The sequence below is a fragment of the Pseudomonas shiyinii genome (assembly GCF_056725765.1).
This window is the reverse complement of record NZ_CM161522.1, coordinates 3,491,213-3,517,193: the sequence shown is the minus strand read 5'-3', so window position 1 is coordinate 3,517,193 and position 25,981 is coordinate 3,491,213. Positions and strand designations below refer to the sequence as shown.

At 63.6% G+C, this 25,981-nt stretch carries 26 protein-coding genes and 1 pseudogene; 23 read left to right on the top strand and 4 right to left on the bottom strand.

The annotated features are described in order from the left end of the window. Positions 1-455: 455 nt before the first annotated feature. The 3 genes from fdxA to ACXHGZ_RS15815 form a co-directional block, all read right to left on the bottom strand. A complete protein-coding gene (gene fdxA / locus ACXHGZ_RS15825; protein WP_054891051.1) occupies positions 456-779 on the bottom strand; it encodes a ferredoxin FdxA in 324 nt (107 codons plus the stop codon). 141 nt (positions 780-920) lie between these two features. Further along, a complete protein-coding gene (gene mutS / locus ACXHGZ_RS15820) occupies positions 921-3,491 on the bottom strand; it encodes a DNA mismatch repair protein MutS (protein ID WP_480460541.1) in 2,571 nt (856 codons plus the stop codon). Positions 3,492-3,637: 146 nt separating this feature from the next. Continuing rightward, entirely contained in the window at positions 3,638-4,438 is an 801-nt protein-coding gene (locus tag ACXHGZ_RS15815; protein WP_084854420.1) for a phytanoyl-CoA dioxygenase family protein, read from the bottom strand. Between the two features lie 235 nt (positions 4,439-4,673). On the opposite strand from ACXHGZ_RS15815, the gene ACXHGZ_RS15810 reads away from it, so the two are divergent. Continuing rightward, entirely contained in the window at positions 4,674-6,059 is a 1,386-nt protein-coding gene (locus ACXHGZ_RS15810; RefSeq protein ID WP_480460540.1) for an amino acid permease, read from the top strand. 1 nt (position 6,060) lies between these two features. Here ACXHGZ_RS15810 and ACXHGZ_RS15805 read toward each other — a convergent pair whose 3' ends face one another. Continuing rightward, complete coding sequence (locus ACXHGZ_RS15805) at positions 6,061-6,957, bottom strand: LysR substrate-binding domain-containing protein (RefSeq protein ID WP_480460539.1); 897 nt, start codon at positions 6,955-6,957, stop codon at positions 6,061-6,063. Between the two features lie 148 nt (positions 6,958-7,105). Here ACXHGZ_RS15805 and ACXHGZ_RS15800 point away from each other — a divergent pair, with 148 nt between their 5' ends. The 22 genes and pseudogenes from ACXHGZ_RS15800 to recA all read left to right on the top strand — a co-directional run bounded on the left by ACXHGZ_RS15800 (position 7,106) and on the right by recA (position 25,973). After that, the gene (locus tag ACXHGZ_RS15800) at positions 7,106-7,852 is read left to right on the top strand and encodes an XRE family transcriptional regulator (protein ID WP_084854426.1); all 747 of its coding nucleotides are present in this window, start codon (positions 7,106-7,108) and stop codon (positions 7,850-7,852) included. 463 nt (positions 7,853-8,315) lie between these two features. Further along, positions 8,316-8,669 (top strand): phage holin family protein, encoded by a 354-nt coding sequence (locus ACXHGZ_RS15795; protein WP_084854428.1) that lies wholly within the window; start codon positions 8,316-8,318, stop codon positions 8,667-8,669. Further along, entirely contained in the window at positions 8,666-9,163 is a 498-nt protein-coding gene (locus ACXHGZ_RS15790) for a hypothetical protein (protein WP_480460538.1), read from the top strand. The genes ACXHGZ_RS15795 and ACXHGZ_RS15790 overlap by 4 nt, the downstream gene beginning before the upstream one ends. Next, the gene (locus tag ACXHGZ_RS15785; protein WP_480460537.1) at positions 9,160-9,717 is read left to right on the top strand and encodes a phage baseplate assembly protein V; all 558 of its coding nucleotides are present in this window, start codon (positions 9,160-9,162) and stop codon (positions 9,715-9,717) included. The genes ACXHGZ_RS15790 and ACXHGZ_RS15785 overlap by 4 nt, the downstream gene beginning before the upstream one ends. Positions 9,718-10,173: 456 nt before the next feature. Further along, on the top strand, positions 10,174-11,595 hold the full coding sequence (gene ltrA / locus ACXHGZ_RS15780; RefSeq protein WP_480460536.1) for a group II intron reverse transcriptase/maturase: 1,422 nt from the start codon (positions 10,174-10,176) through the stop codon (positions 11,593-11,595). Between the two features lie 132 nt (positions 11,596-11,727). Then, positions 11,728-12,054 (top strand): GPW/gp25 family protein, encoded by a 327-nt coding sequence (locus ACXHGZ_RS15775; protein ID WP_084854434.1) that lies wholly within the window; start codon positions 11,728-11,730, stop codon positions 12,052-12,054. Beyond that, positions 12,051-12,932: a baseplate J/gp47 family protein gene (locus ACXHGZ_RS15770; protein ID WP_480460535.1), complete on the top strand. Its 882-nt coding sequence runs from the start codon at positions 12,051-12,053 to the stop codon at positions 12,930-12,932. The genes ACXHGZ_RS15775 and ACXHGZ_RS15770 overlap by 4 nt, the downstream gene beginning before the upstream one ends. A gap of 1 nt (position 12,933) precedes the next feature. Then, positions 12,934-13,542, top strand: coding sequence for a phage tail protein I (locus tag ACXHGZ_RS15765; RefSeq protein WP_480460534.1), 609 nt, complete (start codon positions 12,934-12,936; stop codon positions 13,540-13,542). Then, positions 13,535-14,605 (top strand): annotated as a pseudogene (locus ACXHGZ_RS15760) (phage tail protein); the annotation flags it as partial. The gene ACXHGZ_RS15765 and the pseudogene ACXHGZ_RS15760, both read left to right, overlap by 8 nt. Before the next feature lie 84 nt (positions 14,606-14,689). Next, entirely contained in the window at positions 14,690-16,027 is a 1,338-nt protein-coding gene (locus ACXHGZ_RS15755) for a glycine-rich domain-containing protein (protein WP_480464072.1), read from the top strand. A 32-nt stretch (positions 16,028-16,059) separates the two neighbouring features. Next, entirely contained in the window at positions 16,060-16,431 is a 372-nt protein-coding gene (locus tag ACXHGZ_RS15750) for a phage tail assembly chaperone (protein ID WP_143515147.1), read from the top strand. An 83-nt stretch (positions 16,432-16,514) separates the two neighbouring features. Then, positions 16,515-17,681: a phage tail sheath subtilisin-like domain-containing protein gene (locus ACXHGZ_RS15745; RefSeq protein WP_480460533.1), complete on the top strand. Its 1,167-nt coding sequence runs from the start codon at positions 16,515-16,517 to the stop codon at positions 17,679-17,681. Between the two features lie 12 nt (positions 17,682-17,693). Continuing rightward, positions 17,694-18,203 carry a phage major tail tube protein gene (locus ACXHGZ_RS15740; protein ID WP_084854444.1) on the top strand — a complete coding sequence of 170 codons (510 nt, stop codon included), beginning with the start codon at positions 17,694-17,696 and terminating at the stop codon, positions 18,201-18,203. A 12-nt stretch (positions 18,204-18,215) separates the two neighbouring features. Then, positions 18,216-18,518, top strand: coding sequence for a phage tail assembly protein (locus tag ACXHGZ_RS15735; protein WP_480460532.1), 303 nt, complete (start codon positions 18,216-18,218; stop codon positions 18,516-18,518). A 124-nt stretch (positions 18,519-18,642) separates the two neighbouring features. After that, entirely contained in the window at positions 18,643-21,069 is a 2,427-nt protein-coding gene (locus tag ACXHGZ_RS15730; protein WP_480460531.1) for a hypothetical protein, read from the top strand. Positions 21,070-21,078: 9 nt separating this feature from the next. Continuing rightward, complete coding sequence (locus ACXHGZ_RS15725) at positions 21,079-21,924, top strand: phage tail protein (RefSeq protein WP_480460530.1); 846 nt, start codon at positions 21,079-21,081, stop codon at positions 21,922-21,924. Next, positions 21,899-22,105: a tail protein X gene (locus ACXHGZ_RS15720; protein ID WP_324814707.1), complete on the top strand. Its 207-nt coding sequence runs from the start codon at positions 21,899-21,901 to the stop codon at positions 22,103-22,105. The genes ACXHGZ_RS15725 and ACXHGZ_RS15720 overlap by 26 nt, the downstream gene beginning before the upstream one ends. Positions 22,106-22,134: 29 nt before the next feature. Then, positions 22,135-23,169 carry a phage late control D family protein gene (locus ACXHGZ_RS15715; RefSeq protein ID WP_480460529.1) on the top strand — a complete coding sequence of 345 codons (1,035 nt, stop codon included), beginning with the start codon at positions 22,135-22,137 and terminating at the stop codon, positions 23,167-23,169. A gap of 47 nt (positions 23,170-23,216) precedes the next feature. Then, a complete protein-coding gene (locus tag ACXHGZ_RS15710) occupies positions 23,217-23,765 on the top strand; it encodes a glycoside hydrolase family 19 protein (protein WP_480460528.1) in 549 nt (182 codons plus the stop codon). Continuing rightward, positions 23,762-24,259, top strand: coding sequence for a lysis system i-spanin subunit Rz (locus tag ACXHGZ_RS15705; RefSeq protein ID WP_480460527.1), 498 nt, complete (start codon positions 23,762-23,764; stop codon positions 24,257-24,259). The genes ACXHGZ_RS15710 and ACXHGZ_RS15705 overlap by 4 nt, the downstream gene beginning before the upstream one ends. A gap of 58 nt (positions 24,260-24,317) precedes the next feature. Beyond that, positions 24,318-24,800, top strand: coding sequence for a CinA family protein (locus tag ACXHGZ_RS15700; RefSeq protein WP_480460526.1), 483 nt, complete (start codon positions 24,318-24,320; stop codon positions 24,798-24,800). 105 nt (positions 24,801-24,905) lie between these two features. Continuing rightward, complete coding sequence (gene recA, locus ACXHGZ_RS15695) at positions 24,906-25,973, top strand: recombinase RecA (protein ID WP_084854453.1); 1,068 nt, start codon at positions 24,906-24,908, stop codon at positions 25,971-25,973. The last annotated feature ends 8 nt before the right edge of the window (positions 25,974-25,981 follow it).

Below are 25,981 nucleotides of genomic sequence, written 5' to 3'. Positions count from 1 at the left end.
TTCAAGGATGAAGGTCAGGGACATCGCAAGACGCGATTCATCAGGATGATGATTGGGACAAGCAGGGACTACGGAAAAAATGTGGGCGGGTCAAACCGCCCCTTTTTTTGCCCGGAAAAAGCCGCAATACCCACGCCCGCCTTGTAGGTGCCGGCCTTGTGCCGCGATCGGCTGCATAGCAGTCTTAAAGCCTGCATGCACGTTCTACCGGGTGTATCGGGGGCGCTGATTTTACGGCTGCTGCGCAGCCGATCGCGGCACAAGGCCGCTCTCATAGAACAACGCATGACCATTTGATTTGCGGCACCCTGTGGGAGCGGGCAGCATTGGCCGCTTGTTCTCTGCGCGACAGCGCAGCCCGGAAGGGCTGGGTGATCTCCCACAAGGGTGAGATCTGCAAGGTGTTTTGCAGGCAATAAAAAAGGCCCTTTCGGGCCTTTTTCAGGTTCGGACGCTCAGCGTTCCAGATCCGCGATCTTGCCAGGCTTGCCATCCCACTCTTCGGCGTCCGGCAGCGGGTCCTTGCGCTCGGTGATGTTCGGCCAGATCTCCGCCAGTTCGGCGTTCAGCTCGAGGAAGTTCTCCATGCCGGCAGGTACTTCGTCTTCCGAGAAAATGGCTTGGGCCGGGCATTCCGGCTCACACAGGGCGCAGTCGATGCACTCGTCCGGGTGAATCACCAGGAAGTTCGGGCCTTCGTAGAAGCAGTCCACCGGACAGACTTCCACGCAGTCGGTGTATTTGCATTTGATGCAGTTGTCGGTGACGACGAAGGTCATTTCTAGTTCTCTCCTCAGGCGACGGCGGCGGCCCTTCCTCTAACGGGCCGCGCGGTTTACAGGCAGTTGGCTGCAGGCCAGGCTAATAACCTGCAGCACCGGCAAACCGCGGCGGATTCTACCAGCTTGTTGTGGGCGCCGTTATAACAGGTTTTTCAGTTGATATAGCGTTTCGATAGCTTGGCGCGGTGTCATCTCGTCCAGGTCCAGCTTGCCCAGCTTCTCGATGGCCGGGTGTGGCAGGCTGGCGAACAGGTCGCTCTGGTGCGGGACCTGCGGCTCGCCCTTGGCGACCTTGACCGGTTGCTCATGGGGCAGGCTGGCGGTTTCCAGGCGGCCCAGATGCTCGCGGGCACGTTGGATCACCGGTGCCGGCACGCCGGCCAGCTGCGCCACGGCCAGGCCGTAGCTCTGGCTGGCCGGACCAGGCAGTACATGGTGCAGGAAGACGATGCGTTCGTTGTGTTCGGTGGCGTTCAGATGCACGTTGGCCACCAGCGGCTCGCTCTCCGGCAGCACGGTCAGCTCGAAGTAGTGCGTGGCGAACAGCGTGTAGGCACGCAGCTGGGCCAGGCGCTCGGCGGCGGCCCAGGCCAGCGACAGGCCGTCGAAGGTGCTGGTGCCGCGGCCGACTTCGTCCATCAGCACCAGGCTGCGGTCGGTGGCGTTGTGCAGGATGTTGGCGGTCTCGCTCATCTCGACCATGAAGGTCGAGCGCCCACCGGCGAGGTCGTCGCTCGAGCCGATACGGGTGAAGATGCGGTCGACCAGCGACAGCTCGCAGCGCGCTGCAGGCACGAAGCTGCCGATATGCGCCATCAGCACGATCAGGGCGGTCTGGCGCATGTAGGTGGACTTACCACCCATGTTCGGGCCGGTGATGATCAGCATCCGCGTGTTGTTGTCCAGCGCCAGGTCGTTGGCCACGAACGGCGTGGTCAATACCTGCTCGACCACCGGGTGACGGCCCTGGTCGATGCGCAGGCAGGGCTCGTCGACGAAGGTGGGGCAATTGAGGTCCAGGTTCAGCGCGCGCTCGGCCAGGTTGCTCAGAACATCCAGCTCGGCCAGGGCGGCGGCGCTGTCCTGCAGCGGGGCCAGGTGGCCGATCAGGGTCTCGAGCAGGGCGTCGTAGAGCATTTTCTCGCGGGCCAGGGCGCGGCTCTTGGCCGACAGCGCCTTGTCCTCGAACGCCTTGAGCTCGGGGGTGATGAAGCGCTCGGCACCTTTGAGGGTCTGCCGGCGGATGTAGTCGCCCGGCGCCTGCTCGGCCTGCTTGGTGGGCAGCTCGATATAGTAGCCGTGCACGCGATTGTAGCCGACCTTGAGGTTGGCCAGGCCCGTACGGGCTTTTTCCCGGGCTTCCAGGTCGATGAGGAACTGGCCGGCGTTCTCGCTCATGGCCAGCAGCTCGTCCAGCTCGCTGTCATAGCCGGTCTTGAGTACCCCGCCGTCGCGGATCACCGCGGGCGGGTTGTCGATGATCGCCCGCTCCAGCAGGCTGGCCAGTTCCGGGTAGGTGCCGGTGATCGCCGCCAGGCGTGCCAGGTGCGGGGCCTCCAGCTCGGCCATGGCATTCTGCAGCTCGGGCAGGGCGCCCAGGGCATCGCGCAGGCGGGCTAGGTCACGCGGGCGGGCGTTGCGCAGGCCGATACGGGCCAGAATCCGCTCGATGTCGCCGATTTCCTTGAGCTGCGGCTGCAGCTTTTCGAAGCGGTAGCCGTCGAGCAGGCAGCGGATCGAGTCCTGGCGCGCCTTGAGCACCTTCAAGTCGCGCAGCGGGCGGTTCAGCCAACGGGTCAGCAAGCGGCTGGCCATGGCGGTCTGGCAGCGGTCGATGACCGATTGCAGGGTATTGTCGCGGCCACCGGCCAGGTTGATGTCCAGCTCCAGGTTGCGGCGGCTGGCGCCGTCCAGGATCACCGTGTCGTCCATGCGCTCATGGCGCAGGCTGCGCAGGTGCGGCAGGGTGGTGCGCTGGGTTTCCTTGGCGTAGGTCAGCAGGCAGCCGGCGGCGCCGATGGCCAGGGTCAGCTTGTCGCAGCCAAAGCCCTTGAGGTCCTGGGTCGCGAACTGCTGGCACAGGCTTTTGCGTGCCGAGTCGCGGTCGAAATCCCACGGCGCGCGGCGGCGGCAACCCGGGCGCTTTTCCGCCGGCAGGCCCTGGGGCCAGTCGTCGGGGATCAGCAGCTCCACCGGGTTGATGCGCTCGAGCTCGGCCAGCAGGTTTTCCCAGCCCTTGATTTCCTGGACGGTGAAGTTACCGCTGGTGATGTCCAGCACTGCCAGGCCGAACAGGCGCTCATCGCCCAGCAGCGCGGCAATCAAGTTGTCGCGGCGCTCGTCGAGCAGGGCCTCGTCGCTGACCGTACCGGGGGTGATGATCCGCACCACTTGGCGCTCCACCGGCCCCTTGCTGGTGGCCGGGTCGCCGATCTGCTCGCAGATCACCACCGACTCGCCGAGCTTGACCAGCTTGGCCAGGTAACCTTCCACCGAATGGAAGGGGATCCCGCACATGGGGATCGACTGGCCGGCGGACTGGCCACGGGCGGTCAGGGTGATATCCAGCAGTTTGGCGGCTTTCTTCGCGTCTTCGTAGAAGATCTCGTAGAAATCGCCCATGCGGTAGAACATCAGCTGGTCTGGATGCTGGTTCTTCAGCTTCCAGTACTGCTGCATCATTGGTGTGTGTGCGGAAAGGTCAGACATTCAAGGCCTTGAAGCTGTGCGTCTCAGACAAAATGCGAAACGCCCAAGTCTACAGGTTCTTGCCTGCCGGGCACAGGCGCCCAGGCCACTTCGTTGATCATCGAAGCGGCGTTGCCCCGCGCGGGCGGGCGCGGGGCAGCGCGCTTTCAGCTGCGTTGCCAGACCACCGGGAACCAGTCTTCGCGCATGCGCTCGCCGTCGCGCAGGTTGATGCCCGGGAACGGTGGCGAGGTGCGGCCAGGGCGCTGCACGTAGCGCACGTCGTCGCCCAAAAAGCGGGTGGAGAAGGCCCGGCGTCTGCCGGTGCCGGTGTTACCCGCCGCGCCGTGCACGGTGCGGAAGTCGAAGACGATGGCATCGCCCGGCTCCAGTTCCGGCGACAGGATCTGGTATTCGCCGTTCTCTACATCCGGCATGTCCATGTACAGGTTCTGGCCGTCGGCGTCGGTGGCGCCGTAGAAGTCCTGGTTGCTGGCCCAGCGTTTGGGGCGGACCGGCTTGGGCCAGCGGTGCGAGCCAAGCACCACGCTCAGGGTGTTGTGGCGGGTGACCGGGTCCAGGGGGATCCAGTAGCTGGCAGTCTGCAGGCCGTCTACGCAGTAGTAGGGCAGGTCCTGGTGCCAGGGGGTGGGCTTGGCGGTGCCGGGCTCCTTGACCAGGATGTGGTCGTGGAACACCTGCACCTGCTGAGCGCCCATCAGTTCGCCGGCCAGGCCCGCGGCGGGGGAGTTGAGCACGAAGTCGGTGAACGCGGGGATGCGCTGCCAGTTGCAGTAGTCCTCGAAGAACCGCCCGCCTTCGCCGGAGCCGACGTTCTCGATGGCAAAGGCGCTGGGTTCGGCCAGGTTCTGCTCGAAGCCTTCGCGCAGGCGTTCGATCCAGTCCTTGAACACGCCACGCAGGATCACTGCGCCGTCGCGCTGGTAGTCTTCGATGTGGGGATTCATGGGGCAGCCCTCTCCTTGTTGTTGTCGTGGCACCAGCATCGGGTGCCGGCGAGGGCCGGGTAAATCACAGAATTCCTATTCGTCACTATAGCTATTCTGTATGCCCCACCTTGTTGTCTTGCCTTTCGATTGGCCGGTTAATAGCCCTGCGCCCTGCGGTTTCCGGGCCTTGCGTGAACCCTTCCACGGCAGCGCGACTGCCGGCCAAGAACAAGAACAACGAGGAGTCCCTGGGATGAACGACCACAACAACCTGCGACGGGGCCTGAGTACCCGGCACATCCGCTTCATGGCACTGGGCTCGGCGATCGGCACGGGGCTGTTCTATGGCTCGGCGTCGGCGATCAAGCTGGCCGGGCCGTCGGTGCTGCTGGCCTACCTGATCGGTGGTGCGGCCATCTACATGATGATGCGCGCTCTCGGCGAGATGGCCGTGCGCAACCCGGTGTCCGGCTCGTTCGGGCAGTACACCAGCCAGTACCTGGGGCGCTACCTGGGGTTTCTCACCGGCTGGAGCTATGCGTTTTCCATGTTGGTGGTGTGCCTGGCGGACGTCACCGCCTTCGGCGTCTACATGGGCCTGTGGTTCCCGGACACGCCGCGCTGGATCTGGGTGCTGGGTATCGTCTGCTTTATCGGCGCGCTGAACCTGTGCAGCGTCAAGGTGTTCGGTGAAATGGAGTTCTGGTTGTCGCTGCTCAAGGTCACGGCGATCATCGCGATGATCCTGGCCGGCGGCGCGGTGCTGCTGTTCGGCATCCAGCTGGGTAATGGCGCCGAGACCGTCACGGGGCTGTCCAACCTGTGGAGCCACGGCGGGTTCTTCCCCAACGGCCTCGGCGGGATGATCGCCTCCTTCACCGTGGTGATGTTCGCCTTCGGCGGCGTCGAGATGATCGGGATCACCGCCGGCGAAGCCAAAGACCCCAAGCGCGTGCTGCCCAAGGCGATCAATTCGGTGCCGTTGCGCATCCTGCTGTTCTATGTGCTGACCCTGGTGGTGCTGATGGCGATCTACCCCTGGACCAAGATCGGCAGCCAGGGCAGCCCGTTCGTGCAGATCTTCAGCGGCCTGGGCATCGGTTCGGCGGCGACCCTGCTCAACATCGTGGTCATTTCGGCGGCAGTCTCGGCGATCAATAGCGATATCTTCAGTGCCGGGCGCATGATGTACGGCATGGCCCAGAACGGCCAGGCACCGTCGGGCTTCTCGCGGCTGTCGCGCTTCGGTGTGCCATGGATGACCGTGGTGGTGATGGGCGTCGCCTTGCTGCTGGGTGTGGTGCTCAACTACCTGGTGCCGGAGAACCTGTTCCTCATCCTGGCCGCTGTGGTGACCTTCTCGATCGTCTGGGTGTGGCTGATGATCCTGCTTTCGCAGGTCGCCATGCGCCGAGGCATGAGCCGCGAGGAAATCGCCGCCCTGGACTTCCCGGTGCCGCTGTGGCCGGTAGGGCCGGCCCTGGCCATCGTGTTCATGCTGTTCATCTTCGGCGTGCTGGGCTGGTTCCCGGATACCCGCACGGCGATGTACGTCGGCCTCGGTTGGCTGGCCCTGCTGTCGGTGGGCTACTGGTTGTGGGTGGCGCGCCAGCCGCGCCCGGCACCGGTCAGCGCCTGAGTCAGACGGAAAACAGCTCGCTGGCCCAGCGCAGGAATGCCTGGGCCACCGGCGAGGGGCGCATGGCGCTGGATTGCGCCAGCACCACCGACTGCGGGCTGACCGCTTCGCGCAGGGGCCGGCACGCCAATGGCCGGCCATCGTAGCTTTGGTCCCCCGCGGGGCGGGTACAGGATAACGCCACGCCATAGCCATGGGCGACCAGCCCGCGTTGCATCTCGAAGGTCTGGGTCAGTTGCTGGGAACGTGGCTGCAGGTCATGGGCCCAGAACAGCGACAGGAAGTATTCACGGGTGCGGGCGATGTCTTCGAGGATCAGGCACTCCTCGGCAAGCTCGACCAGCGAGACCTGTTCCTGGCGGGCCAACGGGTGGTCCACCGGCAACAGGGCATAGGGCGCTACCTGCGCCAGCACGCGCCGCTCGATCTGCGGGTCCAGGCCCACGTCATAGGTCAGTGCCAGTTCCGCCTTGCCGTCGTTCAGGCGTCGGTTGACGCCCGCTAGGTCGGTCTCGAACAGGGTGATGGCTACTTCCGGGTGACGCTGGCGAAAGCCGCTGAGCAGGCGTGGCGCGTACCAGGGGCCCAAGTCCTGGAAGCAGATCAGGCTCAGGTTGCCGCGCAGCACCTCCGGTTCATCCCCCGCTGTGCCGATGCCTGCAGCCATGGCCAGGATTTCGCGCGCCTGCTCGAGCAGCTGGCGCCCGGCCGGGCTCAGTTCCAGGCCGCGGCTGGCCTGGCGCAGGAACAGCTTCTCGCCCAGGATCGCCTCGAGCTGGGAGATCGCCAGCGACACCGAAGGTTGCGAAATATGCTTGGCCCGGGCCGCGGCGCTGACGCTGCCTTGTTCGGCAGTGGCCACGAAGTATTCGAGCTGGCGGAGGGTAAAGCCGATCATTGTTGTTCTTGTCCTTCTGTTGGCAGGCGAAACCATCCTGCGCCACCGGGCCCATGAGCCTACAAGGAATTGCCAGTTCATGGGGAACGACAAGAGAAATGGCCTGCATGGATTGCATTTGCGTTGCAGCACATCCATGATGCACGGTATGCAAAAACGCAACGTAGCCACTGTACTCAGAGCACTGCTCGATCGCCACGGCCTGTCCCCGACGGAGCTGCACCGGCGCACGGGCGTTCCCCAATCCACCTTGTCGCGTATCCTCAGCGAGAAGATCGTCGACCCGTCCGACAAGCACGTGTCGAAGATCGCCGATTATTTCGGCGTGAGCACCGACCAGCTGCGAGGCCGTGCCGAGCTGGGCGAGACCCGCGAGCTTCGCGAGTCGGCGCAGCCGGCCCATGGCCATGCGGAGCTGAGCGACATCAGCCTGTGGGACGACGAAACCCCAGTCGAGGACGACGAGGTTTCCGTTCCCTTTCTTCGAGAGGTCGAGTTGGCAGCAGGATCAGGGCGATTCGTCATCGAGGAAAGCGAACGCGCGCGCCTGCGTTTCGGCAAGCGCAGCCTGCGCCACAATGGCGTGCAGTTCGACCAGGCCAAATGCGTGACGGTACGGGGCAACAGCATGTTGCCAGTGCTGCGCGACGGGGCGACGGTAGGCGTCAACACCGGCAAGTGCTCCATTGGCGATATCATCGATGGCGACCTCTATGCCATCAACCATAACGGGCAGCTGCGGGTGAAGCAGGTCTATCGCCTGCCCACGGGCATCCGCCTGCGCAGCTTCAACCGCGACGAGCACCCTGACGAAGACTACAGCTTCCAGCAGATGCAGGACGAACAGATCAGCCTGCTCGGGCATGTGTTCTGGTGGGGGATGTACGCCCGCTGATCAACCGACCGCTCCAGGAAAACCCGCTTCGGCGGGTTTTTTTTCGCCTGTGGAAAATCCCTACAAGCCGTGTCGTACGTGGCGTTCATGCATTTCAGCAAATTCTCATGCATAAAAATATGAAGAAACGCATTGACTGGATATGCGTCAGTGCATATCTTGTGTCCCAAGCCGGTCGACACCGGTTGTTACACAGGCAGCGATGAACAGGCCTCGACTGTTCAGAGGGTTGGCAACTGGCCCGGGTGTGCAGCGTAAAGCACCACGATCAGTTATCCGGCGGGCAGGCAGCCGCGGTCGGAGTCACCAATTTGAAGCGGAACCGCCAGGCGTCACCAGCCGTGGCCGGCGGTTCGACAACGCATTACTGAAAAGCCTGGCAAGCCGGGCTTTTTGGAATGCCGAGTTCATACACAACCGACCCGCCGGTTTTGCCGGCGGGCTTTCTACAGGAGGCAGGACAGTGACGAGCGAACAACAGACGTTGCTGGAGATACCGCTCTGGCTGGTAATCGTCCTGGCATTGCTGGGCGGCCTCAGCGGTGAGATGTGGCGGGCCGACAGGGCCGGCGCCCGAGGATGGTCGCTGGCGCGGCGGCTGGCCTTGCGCTCCGGAGCGTGCATGGTCTGCGGGGTCTCGACGGTGATGCTGCTGTATGCCAGCGGCATGTCGATCTGGAGTGCCAGCGCCTTTGGCTGCATGACGGCGATGGCAGGCGCCGATGTGGCCATCGGGCTCTACGAACGCTGGGCGGCGAAGCGCCTGGGGCTGCGTGACATTTCCCAGGTCGATGAACGACAGGAGTCCAAGCAATGAGTGAATTGGCCACGCTGCATGCAGCATTGACCGTAACGATACGTGAGGCGATTCCCGACCTCGCGTCGGTCGACATCGCATCCGAGGCCGACAGCGGCGCGATATTACCGGCCCTGCGTCACGGCATCGTACGCATGACCGCCGATGCCGCCCCTCGTGACGGCCGCTCGGTCCTGATCACCACCTTCGAGGCGGATATCACGCCGGATGCGGCCAACCCCGAGGCGCGCCTGCAGGGAAGCCTGCTCGCCGCGCAACTGATGGATCTGCTGCGTCAGCAGCATTGGGGCCTGGACTTCGTCGAGGCCAGCCGCAACGCCCAGGCCCAATATGAAGGCGGCCTGTGGAAAGTCCGTTGGGAGCAGCCGGTGCTGCTGGGTGAAATGCAATGGTCCTGGCCCGACCAACCTCCCGGCACGCTGATGCTGGGTATCGACCCGGACACCGGCATGGGCAACGAACACCGCTACATAGCCGCCGAGGACATTCCATGAGCTATGCCAGTTCGATGCATGACCGGATGCTGGCCAGCCTGGTCATCCCCTGCCGCGTGGTAGCGGTAGACCTTGCCGCCGCTCGGGTGCGGGTAACCGATGGCACTTGGACCAGCGCCTGGTTGCGCTGGCATTCCCTGGCCGCCGGCAAGGCACGCCATTGGAGGGCGCCGAGCCTGGGCGAGCAGGGCGTGTTGGTCAGCCCCAGCGGCGAGCCGGCCCAGGGCACTTTCGTGCCAGGGCTCTACGGCGATGCCGGCAGCCCAGCGGATAACCGCGACCATGTGGCGGTGTGGCGCTTCGACGATGGCGGCTCGCTCGCCTATGACTGGCAGGCAAAGCGCTACGACATCCATTTGCCCAGTGGCAATGCCAGCATCAAGGTCGGCGAAAGCACGCTGGTGGTCAGCGATGGCGTGCTCACCCTCGACGCTGCGGCCATCACCTTGACCGGCACGGTCGCCATCAATGGCCCTTTAACCGTCAGCGGCGATATCAACGGCGGCGGCAGGATCATCGATACCGCCGGCAACACAGCCAACCACAAACATTGATCAAGGCCCGCAACAGCGGGCTTTTTCATGGTGCGCCAGGCATGGCGCGTTGCGCGCAAGCGCAACCCGCTTGGCTGTGGTGGTCGAGTGGGTGACTTGGAGGTGAAAGTCCTCTACACACCCGGCAAGGGGAAGTGTTAGCCAGAGGCAAGGGTGTCGCGGGTGACTGCGAATCTGAAGGAAGCCCGAGGCAAAATGCTGGCCTGACGTACAGGAAGCGGATTAGGCGGCGCAGCGGGGTAAGACGGCTATGATCGTCAAAGCCCAATACTTGCACGGAACGCTGCGACGTAGATCCGACAGGCATAAGCAGGAAGGTCACGCGAATTACCCTGGGAGATCTGCATGTTTGCCTTTGTGCTACCGAGCGTCGAGAGGCGACGGGATGAATGTGCAGAAGTCAGCCGAGGCCGTAGTAAGTGACGGCTAACCACGTCACCAAGGGCCGAACAGGTTATGCCGCCAGTAGGCGTCACTGTCTCGTTGGTAGCCGCAATGCAGAAATTTCCCACAGCGGAAACTGTTATTCCGAGTCCTGGCCAGAAGTCGAGGATGATGCATGACAGTGCAAAGGTATCGACGGCGTCAGTGGCGTGGACGAACGCGGAGCCGGACACGCTGATGGAGCGGGTGCTTGCACCGACGAACCTCAAGCGTGCGTATCAACGCGTGGTCAGCAACAAGGGAGCGCCGGGTGCCGATGGCATGAAGGTCGCTGACTTGGCGGGCTATGTGAGACAGTATTGGTCAATCCTCAAGGCCAGGTTGTTGGCCGGCGAATATCATCCCCAGACAGTGCGAGCGGTTGAAATTCCCAAGCCGCAGGGCGGCACCCGGCAACTGGGAATTCCCAGCGTCGTGGATCGCCTGATCCAACAAGCACTACTGCAACAGCTCACGCCTATCTTCGATCCGCTGTTTTCGGACTACAGCTACGGCTTTCGTCCAGGCAGAAGCGCCCATCAGGCTGTAGAAATGGCTCGAACCCACGTGGCGGCAGGTCATCGCTGGTGTGTGGAACTTGATCTGGAGAAGTTCTTCGATCGGGTCAACCACGACATACTCATGGCCTGTATCGAGCGCCGGATCGAAGACAAGCGCGTGCTCAGGCTCATCCGCCGCTACCTCGAAGCCGGGGTCATGTCGGGCGGCGTCGTTAGCCAACGGCGGGAAGGGACGCCGCAAGGTGGCCCGCTTTCGCCTCTGCTGTCGAACATCCTGCTCGATGAACTCGACCGAGAGTTGGAGCGACGGGGCCATCGCTTCGTACGATATGCCGATGACGCGAACATTTATGTGCGCAGTCCTCGTGCTGGCGAGCGAGTGATGGACGGTGTGGAGCGCTTCTTGAGCCAGCGCCTGAAACTGACGGTGAATCGAAAGAAGAGCCGTGTCTCAAGGGCTTGGAAGTGTGAATACCTGGGCTATGGAATGAGCCGGCACATACAGCCGAGACTGCGTGTGGCGATGATGAGCCTAGGCCGCATACGTGACCGGCTGAGAGAATTGCTACGCGGTGCGCGGGGTCGCAAGGTGGCAAACGTCATCGAGTGGATAAACCCTGTGCTGCGAGGCTGGGCGAGTTACTTCCAGCTCAGCCAGAGCAAGCGGCCGCTTGAAGAGTTGGATAGCTGGGTCAGGCACAAACTTCGCTGTGCCATCTGGCGACAATGGAAGCGGCCCTCTACGAGGGCGCGCAACCTGATGCGTCTGGGGTTAAGCGAGGAACGGGCCTGCAAATCAGCCTTCAATGGCCGAGGCCCATGGTGGAACTCCGGAGCGCCACATATGAATCAGGCGCTGCCGAAGAAGCTATGGAATCAACTCGGACTGGTCTCGATACTGGATACGATCAACAGGCTTAGCCGCATAACCTGAACCGCCGTGTACGGAACCGTACGCACGGTGGTGTGAGAGGACGGCGGGTCAGGGCCCGCCTCCTACTCGATTCAGGAGACTGCATATGCGACCCCATCGACGGGCCTTGCGCCCCAGGGCAGGAGGTACGCCATGATCGGCATGGACCGCCGTACCGGCCAGCCTTTGGCCGGCATCGCCCACCTGCGTCAATCCATCGAAGACATTCTCACCACACCATTGGGCAGCCGCCGTATGCGACCGGAGTATGGCAGCCAGCTGCGCCGCTACATCGACCTGCCGGTCACCGAAGGCTGGAAGAGCGCCGTGCAGGCCGAGGTGGCCCGTGCGCTCGGGCGCTGGGAGCCACGCTTGCAACTGGAGCGGGTAAAGGTGCTGTCGGTGCTCGACGGCCAGGTCAACCTTGCTTTAAGCGGGCGCTACCTGGGCGACGAAGCCTTGGTGGAGGTGAGTGTATGAGCCAGGTCGACCTGTCCAGACTCCCTGCGCCGCAATTGCTCGAGGACCTCGACTACGAGGCCTTGTACCAGGCCGACCTGGACACCTTCCGCGCCCACCTGGGCGAGGCCTGGGACGCTCGCCTGGAAAGCGACCCGGTGACCAAGTTGCTGGAGGTTGGTGCCTACCGCAAGCTGCTCAACCGGGCACGTATCAATGATGCGGCCAAGGCATTGCTGCTGGCCTATGCCCAGGGCAGCGACCTGGACCAGCTGGCGGCCAATGTAGGCCTGCAACGCCTGGAGGTCCAGGCCGAAGACCTGACCCACGTACCGCCGATCCAAACGGTGCTCGAGTCCGATGAAGCCCTGCGCGAGCGGGTGCAACTGGTCTATGAGGGCCTCACCACCGCAGGCCCGCGCAACAGCTACATCCTGCATGCCCGCAACGCCTCCGGGCTGGTCGCGGATGCGACCGCCGAAAGCCCGTCGCCGGCCGTGGTGGATGTCACGGTGCTGAGCCTGGAGGGCAATGGCGTGGCCAGCGCCGAGCTGCTGGAGCAGGTCAGGGTGTACCTCAATGACGACGACATCCGCCCAGTGGCTGACCGGGTCAACGTGCGCAGCGCGCAGGTATTGCCGTACCGGATCGATGCGGTGGTGTACATGGCGGACAAAGGCCCGGAGTCGGAAGCGGTACTTGTCGAATGCCGGCGTCGTCTCGAGGCGTGGGTGAATCCACGTCGGCGCCTGGGTGTCGAGGTCGCGCGTTCGGGAATCGACGCCCAACTGCATATCGGCGGGGTCAGTCGGGTCGAGCTGAGTGACTGGGCCGATATCCGGCCCAGTAAGGCCCAGGCAGCCTGGTGCACTGGTTTCGACATCAAGCAGGGAGCCTGACATGCAAAGCCTGCTGCCGCTCAATCGCACACCGCTGGAAAGGGCCATCGAAGTGGCGGGCGAGGAAGATATCAAGGTCGACCTGCGCCTGCTCTATCACCCAGATGCCTGCCCTGCACACTTGCTCCATCAGCTGGCCTGGGCTTGGTCCGTGGACCGTTGGGACGATGGCTGGAGCGACGCCGTCAAGCGGTCGGTGATCCGCTCGGCCTTTTTCGTCCATGCCCACAAGGGCACCGTCGGCGCCTTGCGTCGGGTGGTCGAGCCGTTTGGCTACCTGATCGAAATACAGGAGTGGTGGCAAGGCGAGCCTGCCCAGGTGCCGGGCACCTTCGCCCTGAAGGTCGGCGTGTCGGAATCGGGCATCAGCGAAGAGACCTACAACGAATTGTCGTCGCTGATCGACGACGCCCGCCCGGTCAGCCGCCACATGACGGGCCTGGTGATCAGCCTTGAAAGCCGTGGCGACTTCTACTTTGGCTGCGCGATCCAGGACGGTGACGAACTGGACATCTATCCGCCGGCGCCACATGACATCGACGTGATGGGCTCGATCGGTCGCGGCGGCCGCGAACATACAATCGATACCTTGGACATTGCACATGGTTGACCAGAATTCACAGTTCTACGCGATCCTCACCAATGTGGGGGCTGCGAAACAGGCAAATGCAGATGCCTTGGGCATCGCATGGAAAATCACGCACATGGGAGTGGGGGACGCCAACGGTACCGACCCGACCCCCAACGCCAACCAGGCCAGCCTGATCAATGAGTGGCGCCGCGCGCCGTTGAACCAGCTCAAGGTGGACGACAAGAACAGCGCGATCATTGTTGCCGAGCAGGTCATTCCTGCAGACGTCGGTGGGCGCTGGATCCGCGAGATCGCGCTGTATGACGCCGACGGCGACATGGTTGCGGTCGCCAATTGCGCACCGACCTACAAACCTTTGTTGAGCCAGGGCTCGGGCCGTACCCAGGTGGTGCGCATGAACCTCATCGTCAGCAGCTCGAGCAACGTGGAGCTGAAGATCGATCCGAGCGTGGTGCTGGCCACTCGGGAATGGGTGACGGAGGAGTTGGCCAAGCAGGATTTCAAGCATTCGGTGCTAGCCGCGACCACGGGCAATATCGCCCTGAGTGGCCTGCAGACTATCGACGAGGTGGTGCTTTTCGCAGGGGCGCGGGTGCTGGTCAAAAACCAGGTGGCGGCCAAGGATAACGGACTGTACACCGTCGCAGTGGGGGCCTGGACGCGCTGCACTGATGCGGATGTCAGTGCGAAGGTGACGCCTGGCATGTTGGTCTTGGTGGAACGCGGTACGGTCAACGGTGACAGTGCCTGGCAACTGCTGACCAACGCGCCGATCACCTTGGGCGTGACCGCACTGGCATTTGAGATGGCGTTCGGGCGCACGGGGGTAGCCGAAAACACTTACCGTAGCGTGACCGTCGACAAATACGGCCGTGTCGTTGCGGCGACCAACCCGACCACGGTGGCCGGCTACGGCCTCACGGATGTCTACACCAAGACACAGATTGACCAGGCGCTTGCACTCAAGGCGCCATTGGCCAACCCTGCCTTGACCGGCGTGCCGACGGCACCGACGGCGCCGGTCGGTACCAATACCGCTCAGTTGGCCAACACGGCATTCGTACAGGCGGCCATCGCGGCGCTGGTCGCTTCCTCGCCCGGCGCCCTGGATACCTTGAACGAACTGGCGGCAGCGTTGGGCAACGACCCGAACTTTGCAACCACGATGACCAATGCGCTGGCCCTCAAGGCCCCACTTGCCAGCCCAGTCTTTACCGGTGATCCGAAGGCGCCCACGATGGCTGCATCGGACAATGACACATCTATCGCGACCACTGCGTTCGTGCGGGCTGCCCTGGCGTTGTTTGGCCTCGGCGCCCCATCGGCAAACGTTGTAAACATTGACGACGTATCACTCAACGGCTTTTACGTTGTGGGTGAAAACACTTTAGGAACAAAGCCAAAACATCCAATAACAGGGGAGACGTTACCGTCTGGTCAGATAATGCATATTCACAGGCCTAGTACCGTGGCTGCGACACAGCTGTGGGACACGCTTACGAGCGGAGAGCCGTTGACCTTCATTCGAAGCCGTCTTGGGAATTCCAGTCAATGGACCCCTTGGGCTCAGATATGGACGAGCGCAAATTCCCCGAAAATGGATAGTCTCACTGATCCAACGGTTGGCCGAGTGGTGACGGTTGGCGGGCACGGTGTCGGGCGCGGGATCTTGTCTGAGGAGGTGGATCTCAACAGGTACACGACTCCGGGCAACTACGTTACTGCTCAGTATCCAATCAATATACCTATGGATTGGCTTTCAAGTGGTAGACGCTATGCACTCTCGGTCGAAGGGCTTAACAGTAGCGGACATTTAATCCAGCGTCTTACGAGCGGCCTTTCTGGCGAGGGAGTGCGCGTCGCGATTCGTTCTTTTTCGGCAAGCCAGCAATGGTCAGCTTGGGATGAACTGCCAGTGAGTCAAGATCGACCATTCAAAGGCGTTCAGGCTTACAGGGCGGTGGGCGTATCCACTTGGACAGTTCCTGCCGGGGTTAAAAAGGTTTGGGTCACGGTTATTGGCGGTGGCGGTGGTGGCGGTTTTGCGCCTGCTGCCAACAGCGTTGGGTCGGCCGGCGGCGGTGGTGGCGGTCTCTCGCAGCGACTTGTTAGTCTGGGCGGTGTTACTAGCGTCGCGGTAACAGTTGGGGCTGGCGGTACAGGCGCTACGGTGGCTGGTGACGCTGGCGGCACTGGAGGGTCGTCCTCCTTTGGTACCTATCTATCGGCAACAGGGGGGGCAGGTGGCGGTGGTAACAACCCCAACGGCAACGCTCCTGGCTCTGGAGGCCGAGGAGCGGGCGGTGATTACAACACTTCGCTAGGGGCCGGCGCTCCAAACTATGGACTCTTTGGTGGTACGGGGGGCGGACCGGGTCCTCGCTCAACCCAAGCATCGACGTCCGGTGGATCTGCCGCCGATGCGGGCGGCGGTGGGTCTGGTGCCTACTCGGGTAATGCTGGCGGCAATGGTGCCCCTGGCTGCGTAATTATTCATTGGTGATGACTATGTGGGCACTTGTACAAGACGGCGTCGTGATCGAAACGACGGACCTTGACCCGGAAGGGCGCTACCACCCCGATCTTAAATGGCGTCCCTGTGGAGAGAGGGTCCAGCCAGGCTGGTTGTTCAAGGATGGAGCCTTTGCTGAAAAGGTAGTGACGCTTCAGGAGCGGATGGACGCCGAGCGCCAATGGCGTGACAGTCAGCTTACATCCCGGCAATGGCTGCGAGACCGCCACCGAGACGAGCAAGACCTGGGGCGCCCGACCACACTCGACAATGAGCAATTCGTGCAGCTGCTGACCTATCTGCAGAGCTTGCGCGACTGGCCTGTAGACGAGGCGTTCCCTGATCCGCAACAGCGGCCGGACCCGCCCAGCTGGATCGATCTATACATCCAATGACGCCCCGCACCGACGGGGCGTTTTCTTTTCTGCTGTATCACCTGGCCCTGCTCTGCAGGGCCTTTTCACATCTGGAGTACTACATGACTGGATTCTTTCACGGCGTCACCGTGACCAACGTCGACACCGGCGCCCGCAGCATTGCCCTGCCGTCGTCCTCGATCATCGGCCTGGTCGATACCTTCACCGAAGGCCCTGGCGCCACTGCCAAGGCCAACGACCTGGTGCTGATCACCAGCGAGCGCGAAGCGGTCGCGGCATTCGGCAGTGATGCGGCGATCACCAAGGCTTGCCGCGCCATCTATACCCGCGCCAAGGCGGTCATCGTCGCCTGCGGCGTGGCCAAGATCGAAGACGCTGCCGAGCAGACGGCGGCGATCATTGGCACCGTCCAGAACGATGGCAAGCGTACCGGCCTTCAGGCACTGCTCGATGGCAAGAGCCGTTTCAACGCCCAGCCGCGCCTGTTGGTAACGCCCAAGCACAGCGCCACCGACGCCGTGGGCACAGCCCTGGTGGCGCTGGCCGACAAGCTGCGCGGCATCGCCATCATCGACGGGCCGAACAGTACCGACGAAGCGGCGATCGCCTATGCCGGCAACTTCGGTGCCAAGCGCGCCTTCATGGTCGACCCGGGCGTGCGCTATTGGGACAACGACGCCGAAGCCACCGTCGATGCCCCCGGCTCGGCCTGGGTCGCCGGCCTGTTCGCCTGGACCGACAGCGAGTACGGCTTCTGGGCGTCGCCCTCGAACAAGGAATTGGTCGGCATCACTGGCACCAGCCGCCCGGTGGAGTTCCTCGACGGTGACGACACCTGCCGCGCCAACCTGCTGAACAATGCCAACATCGCCACCATCATTCGCGACGACGGCTTCCGCCTGTGGGGCAACCGCACCTTGTCGAGCGACCCGAAATGGGCCTTCGTCACCCGCGTGCGCACGTTGGACATCGTCATGGACGCGATCCTCTACGGCCACAAGTGGGCCGTGGACCGCGCCATTACCGCCACCTACGTCAAGGACGTCACCGAGGGCCTGCAGGCCTTCATGCGCGACCTGAAGAACCAGGGCGCGATCATCAACTTCGAAGTCTACGCCGACCCTGAACTGAACACCGCCAGCCAGCTGGAGCAGGGCAAGGTGTACTGGAACATCCGCTTCACCGACGTACCGCCTGCCGAAAACCCCAACTTCCGCGTCGAAGTCACCAACCAGTGGCTGACCGAAGTCCTCGATTCTGCCGCCTAAGGAGCCCAAGACATGGCAATGATTCCCGAAACCCTGGCCAACTTGAACCTGTTCGTCGACGGTGTGAGCTTCCAGGGCGATGTCCCGAGCCTGACCCTGCCCAAACTCACCCTGAAAATGGAGGAGCACCGCCCCGGCGGCATGGACATGCCGGTCGAAATGGACCAGGGCATGGAGAAGCAGGAAGCGGCCTTCACCACCACTGGCGTGCGCCGCGAAGCACTGAAGTTCTTCGGCCTGGCCGACGGCTCCGCCTTCAACGGCACCTTCCGCGGTGCTTTCAAAGGTCTCAAGGGCCGGATCAACCCCGTGGTCGTCACCCTGCGTGGTTCGCTCAAGGAAATCGACATGGGCGACTGGAAGTCCGGCGACAAGGCCGAGATCAAGCACAGCGTGGCCCTGACCTACTACAAGCTCGAGGTCGATGGCCGCCTGGTCTATGAAATCGATGCCCTGGGCATGCGCCGGGTGATCGACGGTGTCGATCAGCTGGCCGCCCAGCGTGCGGCTCTTGGCCTGTAAGGAGGTGTGACGATGGCTCAAGCGAAAAAGCTTCCTCAATGGCTGGCGCTCGATCCTGATCGAGTGACCGTGCGCCTGTCGCGCCCCAGCGAGGCCAACGGCATGCAGGTCGACAGCCTGTCACTGCGCGCGCCGACCGTGCGGGACATCCGTAATGCCCAGGCGGGCGGTGCCAATGACGACGAGCAACGGGAGCTGAACCTGTTCGCCTCGCTGGCCGAAGTCGGCGTCAGGGATCTGGAAGGTCTGACACTCAAGGACTACAGCCGCCTGCAGACCGGCTATTTTCGCCTGGTGCAGGACGACGAGCTTTGATCCCGCCCGGCAGAAGGCCGCCGCCCGGCGGCTGGCCAAGGAGCTGAACTTTTCCGCGAGCGAAATCATGACCATGTCGTACAGCGACATGGTCTGGTGGCTCTCGGAGTGAGAGGAGGAATCTATGGCGAACACACCTGTGTTCACGCTCGGGCTTGGCGCCACCGTCGACAAGCCGGTAGGCGCCGCGTTCGACTCGCTCCATCAGTGGCTCGAGCGCTTGCGCAGGCAGGCCGACGGCCTACGGTTGGGGCGAATCATCAACGAAGTGATTCGCCTTGGGTTGGAGCAGGACAAGCTGCAAAAAACTGATCAGGCATCGTACGCGCAGGCCCACGAGCACGAGGCACATATCGACAGGCTACGCAGGGAAGGCGGTGAAGTCGAGCGATTGCGGCGGCTCTACCTGGCGTTGGCTTGGCAGTCTGGGGAAGCCGCGCATAGCCCTCCCAGGGTCGAGAAGACGACGTCAGCGGCGTCGCCTGGGAACAGTGACCACCCTGCGCGCCGCCCGGTGCCGATTCATGCACCAGGCAGCAGGCAAACGGAGCCGCCATCGCTCGGCTCCCGTGGCTCTGCCTCTACCAAGGGCCTTGCAGTGGCGACCGGTGTAACCGCAGCAGTGGGGGCGGCCTACGTGGGACATCGCCTCGTCAAACGATCTTCGCCCATTGCACGCACTCGGGCACGTACCGCGGTGAGCGACCAGCTCGAAATGGGGGAAGCGGCTTTCATCCTCAAGACGATGGATGCGTTGGGGAGTGCCCAGGATGGCAAGGAGGCCGCCGAAAGTGTCGGCGGTGCAGTGGGCGAGCTGGGCGGAACCTTGCTGGGGGCTGCCCTGGGCGGATTAGTGGGGAAGGGCAAGGGGGCTGAATATGGCAGCCTGTTGGGTGGTTTTTTCGGCGAGAAGCTTGGCAACTGGGTAGGCGGTGCGGCCCATGAACTGTTCGCCGGGCCCACGCCTGAGGCGTCGGTCACCGAGGGTGCCGACCATACTGTGGTTGAAGAGCGGGGCAAACCCCTGTCGGGCGTAGGTTCGGCGCAGGACAGGAGCAGAATTGGCGCAACCCAGGCTGGCGAAAGCCCGGCCGTGTTGGGCACCCCCCATGAGCAGCCCTCGAATAGGAGGGCATCGATTGCCGATGGCAACCCACGCACAAGTGTCGAGGGGCCAGGGTCGCCCACTCATTTGGCGGCGACAAGGAGAGCCCCCACGACTGTCGCCAATGGCCAAGCCTCCGCTGAACAGGCCGAAGGTCTTGGCAGCGTAGCGGGCGGGCTGGTGGGGACGTTGGTGGGGGGAGCCATCGGATCGGTCGTTCCAGGCTTTGGCACGGCTGTGGGGTCGACAGTTGGTGGTCTGCTCGGCGAAGCGGTCGGTGGTTGGATCGGCAGGGCCTGGTTTGCTGGCGATGGCGAGTCTCGCACGGTTTCGCAGCAAGCCGGTTCGAATACCGTATCTGCCAGCGTCCAAGGTGTTGCGATGTCCCCGGCAACGATGGCGAGTGCGCCGGGCAAGCAAACCATGGGAGCATCAACGTCCGAGCCCCGGGGGAAAGGTGCCGCCGTCAATGGATGGGTGAAACCTGCCGTCGTGGCGGCGGCCAGACAAAGTCTACAGACCTTCGCCAGCGACGGGCCCCGTAACGAAAAGGCCGATGGGTATGGACGCGCCGCAGGTGGGTTGGTCGGCACTTTGCTGGGCGGTGCGGTCGGCTCGGTGGTGCCTTTGGTTGGCACGACGTTCGGAGCGGCCTTGGGGGGCTTGGTTGCAAGCCAGCTGGGCGGTTGGTTGGGCAAGATCTGGTTCGGTGGGGCAGAGGAGGCGCGAGGCGCCACTGCAACGTCCTTGCCGACCGCTCGCGAGCGGGATGCGTCTCGCGCTGGTTCGGATACCACGTCGCGTGATGCGCAGCCAATGTCTTCACCGCTGCCGTCCAAGCCCAGAGGTATGGCCGCTGCCATGAAGGCGTTGGCAAAGCCTGCGATCCTCAGTGCCACCGAACGCACGCTCGAGACTTTCGCCAGCGAAAAGCCCGGCAGCGAAAAAGCTGAAGGCTACGGCATGGCTGCGGGAGGGCTGATCGGCACCCTGGCGGGAGGCGCCATTGGTTCTGTCGTACCCATTATCGGTACCACGTTCGGTGCTGCCTTGGGGGGCTTGGTCGGAGGCCAGTTGGGTGGGTGGCTGGGGAAATCCTGGTTCGACAGCACGGTAAAGGGCGAGGTGGCTGCCGAACCCAGTGTTCCGGGCCAGGGGGCGCCTGACCGAAAGGTCGCGCCTGGTGAAGTGATTCGGTCGATCAGGCGGGAGCAACCGCCTTCGCAAAATCCCGGCGTGCCGAATCCGACGGCACCCGTTGCCTCGGCCCCTGTGTATAACCAGCAGTTCACCTTCACCGCCAACATGCCCGTCACGGTCAACAACCGCCTCGACGACCCGCTCACCCTCCAGCACCTGGAAGCCATCGCGCGTCGGCAACTGGAAGAGCTGATGCGCCAGGCCCGTTCGGTGCAATTGGCCGATACCCCACATATCGCACTTTGAGGAGCAATCATGACCTACATGGAGCAACTGCAATCCGGGCTGCATGCGGTGGTCCGGGCTGGTGAGGCCGGGCGGCGACGTGTCGACGCCATGCTTGACCCCATGGACGACGCCATCGGCCATGTGCAGGGCGCGGTGAGCGAGCTGCAAGGGCTGCCGGTGGTCGGCCCGGCCATCGGGGCGCGCCTGCAACGCACGATGCGGGCGATCTCGTCAGCGCAGGCGCGGGTCGAAAACGTGATCGGCCAGTACGATCAGGCGGTGGGCGTTGGACGTGAGGTGCGCGATCGAATCGACGCCTTTGCCGGCCACGTCGACCAGGCGCACGGGGCGATACGGCGGCTGGCAGGCGAGGTACAGGCGACGGTGGGCTCGGTCCTGTCGAGCCTGGGCCTTGCACCCGAAGCGACGCCGACGGCGCAAGCCGTCACGCCGTTCGCCCACCTGCTGGTGCTGCAACCGCTCAAGGCCGGTGCGCCACCGTACTACTTCAACCTCGATACCGCGGCTTTCGACCAGTTACGCCGGCAGACCCGCTTCCGCTGGGCCGGCCAGGAACGCTTGAGTCGTGAAACCGCGCAACAGGCGGTGAGCCTGGGCGAGGAGACCATCAGCATCCGCGGCGCGATCTTCCCCGCCTTCAAGGGAGGGCTCGGCCAGTTGCAGGCGCTACGCAGTATCGGTCGGCAGTTGCTGCCGCTTTCACTCACCACCGGCTATGGCGAGGTGCTGGGCACCTGGTGCCTGACCAGTATCGAGGAAGAGCAGGGCAGCCTGCTGGCCGGTGGTATTCCACGCAAACAAGGCTTTTCACTGGAGTTCGTCAGCTATGGCCAAGACCTGCAAGACCGCTGAGGGCGATGTGCTCGACACGCTCTGCCAGCATAACTACGGGCACCTAAACGGCACGGTCGAGGCGGTGCTGGCTGCCAACCAGGGCCTGGCCGAGGAGGCTCAGCCGTTTCGCTCCGGGGTGACGATCCGGTTGCCCGACCTGCCGATGACGCTGGCCACGACCGTTCAGCTGTGGGATTGACCCCTCGTGTGAGCCAAGGAGTGCGCCTCATGCAGCCTGTCTTCTCTGTCCTGGCCGATGGCAAGGACATCACCGCACTGATCAACGATCGCCTGTTGCAACTGCGCACCACCGACAAACCGGGCCTGGAGTCGGATGAGTTCGAGCTGCGCATCGATGCCCGCAACGGTGTTATCGCACTGCCCGCCCGTGGTGCCCTGATCGACGTCAGTCTGGGCCATGCCGGCCGGCCGCTGACCCGCCTGGGGCGTTACACCGTGGATGAGGTGGAGTTGGCCGGCCCGCCGGATACCTTGGTCATCCGTGGCAAGGCCAGCGACGTGCGAGGCAGCGGCAAGACCATCCGCAGCGGCAGCTGGGAGGACGCCACGCTGCAACGCATCGTCACCGATATCGCTGCGCGTAACGGCTGGCAGGCCGCCTGTCCGGTCACCAGCAAGATCCCCCGAGTCGATCAGTACAGCGAGTCGGACTTCAATTTCATCACACGCCTGGCACGCCAATATGATTGCACCGCCAAACTTGCCAATGGCCAGCTTCTGGTGCTGCCACGCCAGGGCGGACAAAGCGCCACCGGCAAGGCCCTGGCGCCATTGAGCCTTGCCCGCGAAGACATCAGCCAATGGCAATTCAGGCTGGGCGACAAGACCACCCACAAGGCCGTGCGCACCCGCCACCAGAACGGCGCCAGCGGTGAGCTCGATGTCGTCGAGCTCACCAACGACAACGCCCCCGATGGCCTGCAGCCGGTCTATACCGACCGCCACCTGTACCCCAATCGCGCCGCCGCCGAACAGGCCGCCAAGGCCCGCCTGGCCAGCTTCAACCGCGACACCGCCAGCGTGCGCCTGGACATGCCGGGGCGTACCGACCTGTTCGCCGAGCGGCCGGTGCGACTGCATGGCTTTCTCTCGGGGCTCGACGGTACGTACCTGATCGAGTCTGTCGAGCAGGTATTCACGAACGCGGGGTGGCGTACCACGGTGCAGTGCAACGGTGGTCGACAAGGCAAGGCCAGGGCCAAGGGCAACGCGCCGCGGCGAACCCTCGACAGCAAGGCCTGACCGGGCCCTGCGGCGGGCGCCGTCGACCCTCTTTCAGGAGATACAGCATGCTCACGGAGCGACAGATTGAAGCTATCTACCCTCTTGCCGGCCAGCGCGCCGGCATTTTTGTACAACCACTGAACGACGCCATGGCCCGCTGGGAAATCGACCACCCCAAGCGTATCGCGGCCTTCCTCGCCCAGGTCGGCCATGAGTCCGGCCAACTGCGCTACCTCAAGGAGCTTGGCAGCGACCGCTATCTCTCGCGCTATGACACCGGCAGCCTGGCCTCGCGCCTGGGCAATACCCCCGAGGCGGACGGCGATGGCCAGCGTTATCGAGGCCGGGGCCTGATCCAGGTCACCGGGCGCAACAACTACCAGGCATGCAGCCGGGCGCTGTTCGGTGACGAGCGGCTGCTGGCGCAGCCGCAGATGCTGGAGCAGCCTCGCTGGGCCTGTGAATCGGCAGCCTGGTTCTGGCATTCGCGTGGGCTCAATGGGCTGGCCGATCGCGGCGAGTTCAATCGCATCACCCGACATATCAATGGCGGGCTCAATGGCCTGGAGGACCGCCTGGCGATATGGGCCCGGGCGCGCGAGGTGTTGTCATGAGCCGGCTGCACCTGGGGTTGTGCCTGGTACTGATGCTGTTGTCGGCGACCCTGGCCTGGCAAGTCCAGGGCTGGCGCCTTGGCCGATTGCTGGCGCAGCAGGCCCAAACCCAGGCCCGCGAGGCGCAGGTGCAGGCCGAGACCGCGACACGTCAGTTGCTGGTCGAGCGCGAGGGGCGCCAGCAACTGGAACGGCGCCTGCATGACAACGAATCACGCTATTTCAAGGAGCTTTCCGATGCCCGACAGACTCAGGTTCGCCTGCGTGATCGCCTGGCTACTGCTGACCTGCGGCTGTCGGTCCTGGTCGAGCGTGACGCCACCTGTGCCGCACTGCCTTCCTCCGCCGATGCCGGCGGCCTGGATAATGGCCCCGTACACGCCCGACTTGACCCAGCGCATGCTGGACGAATTATCGCCATCACCGACCGCGGCGACCGGGGACTGATCGCCTTGCGTGCCTGCCAGGCCTACATACGCGCCTTGGCACGTTGAACGCTTGCCTAGGTTGTCGAGGGTGGTAGGGTAATGCGCAGTCTTCAAGGAGTGCGCCATGGACCCGATCACCGTTCTCTCCACCCGCCTGGGCGAGCACCTGCGGCGCTTCAAAGCCCAGGTGACTACCGCTGAATCCTGTACCGGCGGGGGCATCGCCGAGGCCATTACCCGCATCCCCGGGAGTTCGGCCTGGTTCGAGGCCGGCTACGTGACCTACTCCAATCGCCAGAAGACCCGTCAGTTGGGGGTGCCCGAAGCGCTGTTCGCCAACGTGGGCGCCGTCAGCCAGGAAGTGGTCGAGGCCATGGTCCGCGGTGCCCAGGCTGCCAGCGGGGCGCGCTTTGCCGTGGCAGTCAGTGGCGTGGCCGGGCCGGATGGCGGTTCACCGGCCAAGCCGGTGGGTACCGTATGGCTGGCCTGGGCCGACGGCAGCCATGTGACCAGTGAGCGCCGGCACTTCGACGGCGACCGCGAAGCGGTGCGCCGACAGACGGTGATCGCCGCGTTAGACGGCTTGTTACAGCTTGGTGCGGAGTAAATCGCTGGCGGGGGTTTGCGGAATCGTATCCCTGTGGAATAATACTGGCTACTTATACAGGTATTCCCGGCCCCAGGGCCGCCAGTCGATCACGTGAGGATTTCAATGGACGACAACAAGAAGCGCGCCTTGGCTGCGGCCCTGGGTCAAATCGAACGCCAGTTCGGCAAGGGCGCAGTCATGCGTATGGGCGATCACGAGCGCCAGGCCATTCCTGCCATCTCCACCGGCTCCCTGGGCCTGGACATCGCCCTGGGCATCGGCGGCCTGCCAAAAGGCCGTATCGTCGAGATCTACGGTCCGGAATCCTCGGGTAAGACCACGCTGACCCTGTCGGTCATTGCCGAAGCTCAGAAGAACGGCGCCACCTGCGCCTTCGTCGACGCCGAACACGCCCTCGACCCCGAATATGCCGGCAAGCTGGGCGTCAATGTCGACGACCTGCTGGTTTCCCAGCCGGATACCGGTGAACAGGCCCTGGAAATCACCGACATGCTGGTGCGCTCCAACGCCGTCGACGTGATCATCGTCGACTCCGTGGCGGCCCTGGTGCCCAAGGCCGAGATCGAAGGCGAGATGGGCGATATGCACGTAGGCTTGCAGGCTCGTCTGATGTCCCAGGCGCTGCGCAAGATCACCGGTAACATCAAGAACGCCAACTGCCTGGTCATCTTCATCAACCAGATCCGTATGAAGATCGGCGTGATGTTCGGCAGCCCGGAAACCACCACCGGTGGTAACGCCTTGAAGTTCTACGCCTCTGTGCGCCTGGACATCCGCCGTACCGGCGCGGTCAAGGAAGGCGACGAAGTCGTGGGCAGCGAAACCCGCGTCAAGATCGTCAAGAACAAGGTCTCGCCACCGTTCCGCCAGGCCGAGTTCCAGATCCTCTACGGCAAGGGCATCTACCGCAACGGCGAGATCATCGACCTGGGCGTGGCCCAAGGCCTGGTGGAGAAGTCCGGTGCCTGGTACAGCTACCAAGGCAACAAGATCGGCCAGGGCAAGGCGAACGCCGCCAAGTTCCTGCAAGAGAACCCAGCCGTGGGCGCCGAGATCGAGAAGCAGATCCGCGAGAAGCTGCTCAACGCTGGTGCCGTCGCTGCTGCAGGCAAGGCTGCTGCCGCCGAGGCCGATGCCGACGACATGGCTGACGCCGACGCTGGTTATTGATTGGCCCT

Coding starts and splice junctions, on each gene's coding strand:
- fdxA (WP_054891051.1), bottom strand. CDS start 779: ATGACCTTCGTCGTCACCGACAACTGCATCAAATGCAAATACACCGAC.
- mutS (WP_480460541.1), bottom strand. CDS start 3,491: ATGTCTGACCTTTCCGCACACACACCAATGATGCAGCAGTACTGGAAG.
- ACXHGZ_RS15815 (WP_084854420.1), bottom strand. CDS start 4,438: ATGAATCCCCACATCGAAGACTACCAGCGCGACGGCGCAGTGATCCTG.
- ACXHGZ_RS15810 (WP_480460540.1), top strand. CDS start 4,674: ATGAACGACCACAACAACCTGCGACGGGGCCTGAGTACCCGGCACATC.
- ACXHGZ_RS15805 (WP_480460539.1), bottom strand. CDS start 6,957: ATGATCGGCTTTACCCTCCGCCAGCTCGAATACTTCGTGGCCACTGCC.
- ACXHGZ_RS15800 (WP_084854426.1), top strand. CDS start 7,106: ATGCAAAAACGCAACGTAGCCACTGTACTCAGAGCACTGCTCGATCGC.
- ACXHGZ_RS15790 (WP_480460538.1), top strand. CDS start 8,666: ATGAGTGAATTGGCCACGCTGCATGCAGCATTGACCGTAACGATACGT.
- ACXHGZ_RS15785 (WP_480460537.1), top strand. CDS start 9,160: ATGAGCTATGCCAGTTCGATGCATGACCGGATGCTGGCCAGCCTGGTC.
- ltrA (WP_480460536.1), top strand. CDS start 10,174: ATGCCGCCAGTAGGCGTCACTGTCTCGTTGGTAGCCGCAATGCAGAAA.
- ACXHGZ_RS15775 (WP_084854434.1), top strand. CDS start 11,728: ATGATCGGCATGGACCGCCGTACCGGCCAGCCTTTGGCCGGCATCGCC.
- ACXHGZ_RS15770 (WP_480460535.1), top strand. CDS start 12,051: ATGAGCCAGGTCGACCTGTCCAGACTCCCTGCGCCGCAATTGCTCGAG.
- ACXHGZ_RS15765 (WP_480460534.1), top strand. CDS start 12,934: ATGCAAAGCCTGCTGCCGCTCAATCGCACACCGCTGGAAAGGGCCATC.
- ACXHGZ_RS15755 (WP_480464072.1), top strand. CDS start 14,690: ATGACCAATGCGCTGGCCCTCAAGGCCCCACTTGCCAGCCCAGTCTTT.
- ACXHGZ_RS15745 (WP_480460533.1), top strand. CDS start 16,515: ATGACTGGATTCTTTCACGGCGTCACCGTGACCAACGTCGACACCGGC.
- ACXHGZ_RS15740 (WP_084854444.1), top strand. CDS start 17,694: ATGGCAATGATTCCCGAAACCCTGGCCAACTTGAACCTGTTCGTCGAC.
- ACXHGZ_RS15735 (WP_480460532.1), top strand. CDS start 18,216: ATGGCTCAAGCGAAAAAGCTTCCTCAATGGCTGGCGCTCGATCCTGAT.
- ACXHGZ_RS15730 (WP_480460531.1), top strand. CDS start 18,643: ATGGCGAACACACCTGTGTTCACGCTCGGGCTTGGCGCCACCGTCGAC.
- ACXHGZ_RS15725 (WP_480460530.1), top strand. CDS start 21,079: ATGACCTACATGGAGCAACTGCAATCCGGGCTGCATGCGGTGGTCCGG.
- ACXHGZ_RS15720 (WP_324814707.1), top strand. CDS start 21,899: ATGGCCAAGACCTGCAAGACCGCTGAGGGCGATGTGCTCGACACGCTC.
- ACXHGZ_RS15715 (WP_480460529.1), top strand. CDS start 22,135: ATGCAGCCTGTCTTCTCTGTCCTGGCCGATGGCAAGGACATCACCGCA.
- ACXHGZ_RS15710 (WP_480460528.1), top strand. CDS start 23,217: ATGCTCACGGAGCGACAGATTGAAGCTATCTACCCTCTTGCCGGCCAG.
- ACXHGZ_RS15705 (WP_480460527.1), top strand. CDS start 23,762: ATGAGCCGGCTGCACCTGGGGTTGTGCCTGGTACTGATGCTGTTGTCG.
- ACXHGZ_RS15700 (WP_480460526.1), top strand. CDS start 24,318: ATGGACCCGATCACCGTTCTCTCCACCCGCCTGGGCGAGCACCTGCGG.
- recA (WP_084854453.1), top strand. CDS start 24,906: ATGGACGACAACAAGAAGCGCGCCTTGGCTGCGGCCCTGGGTCAAATC.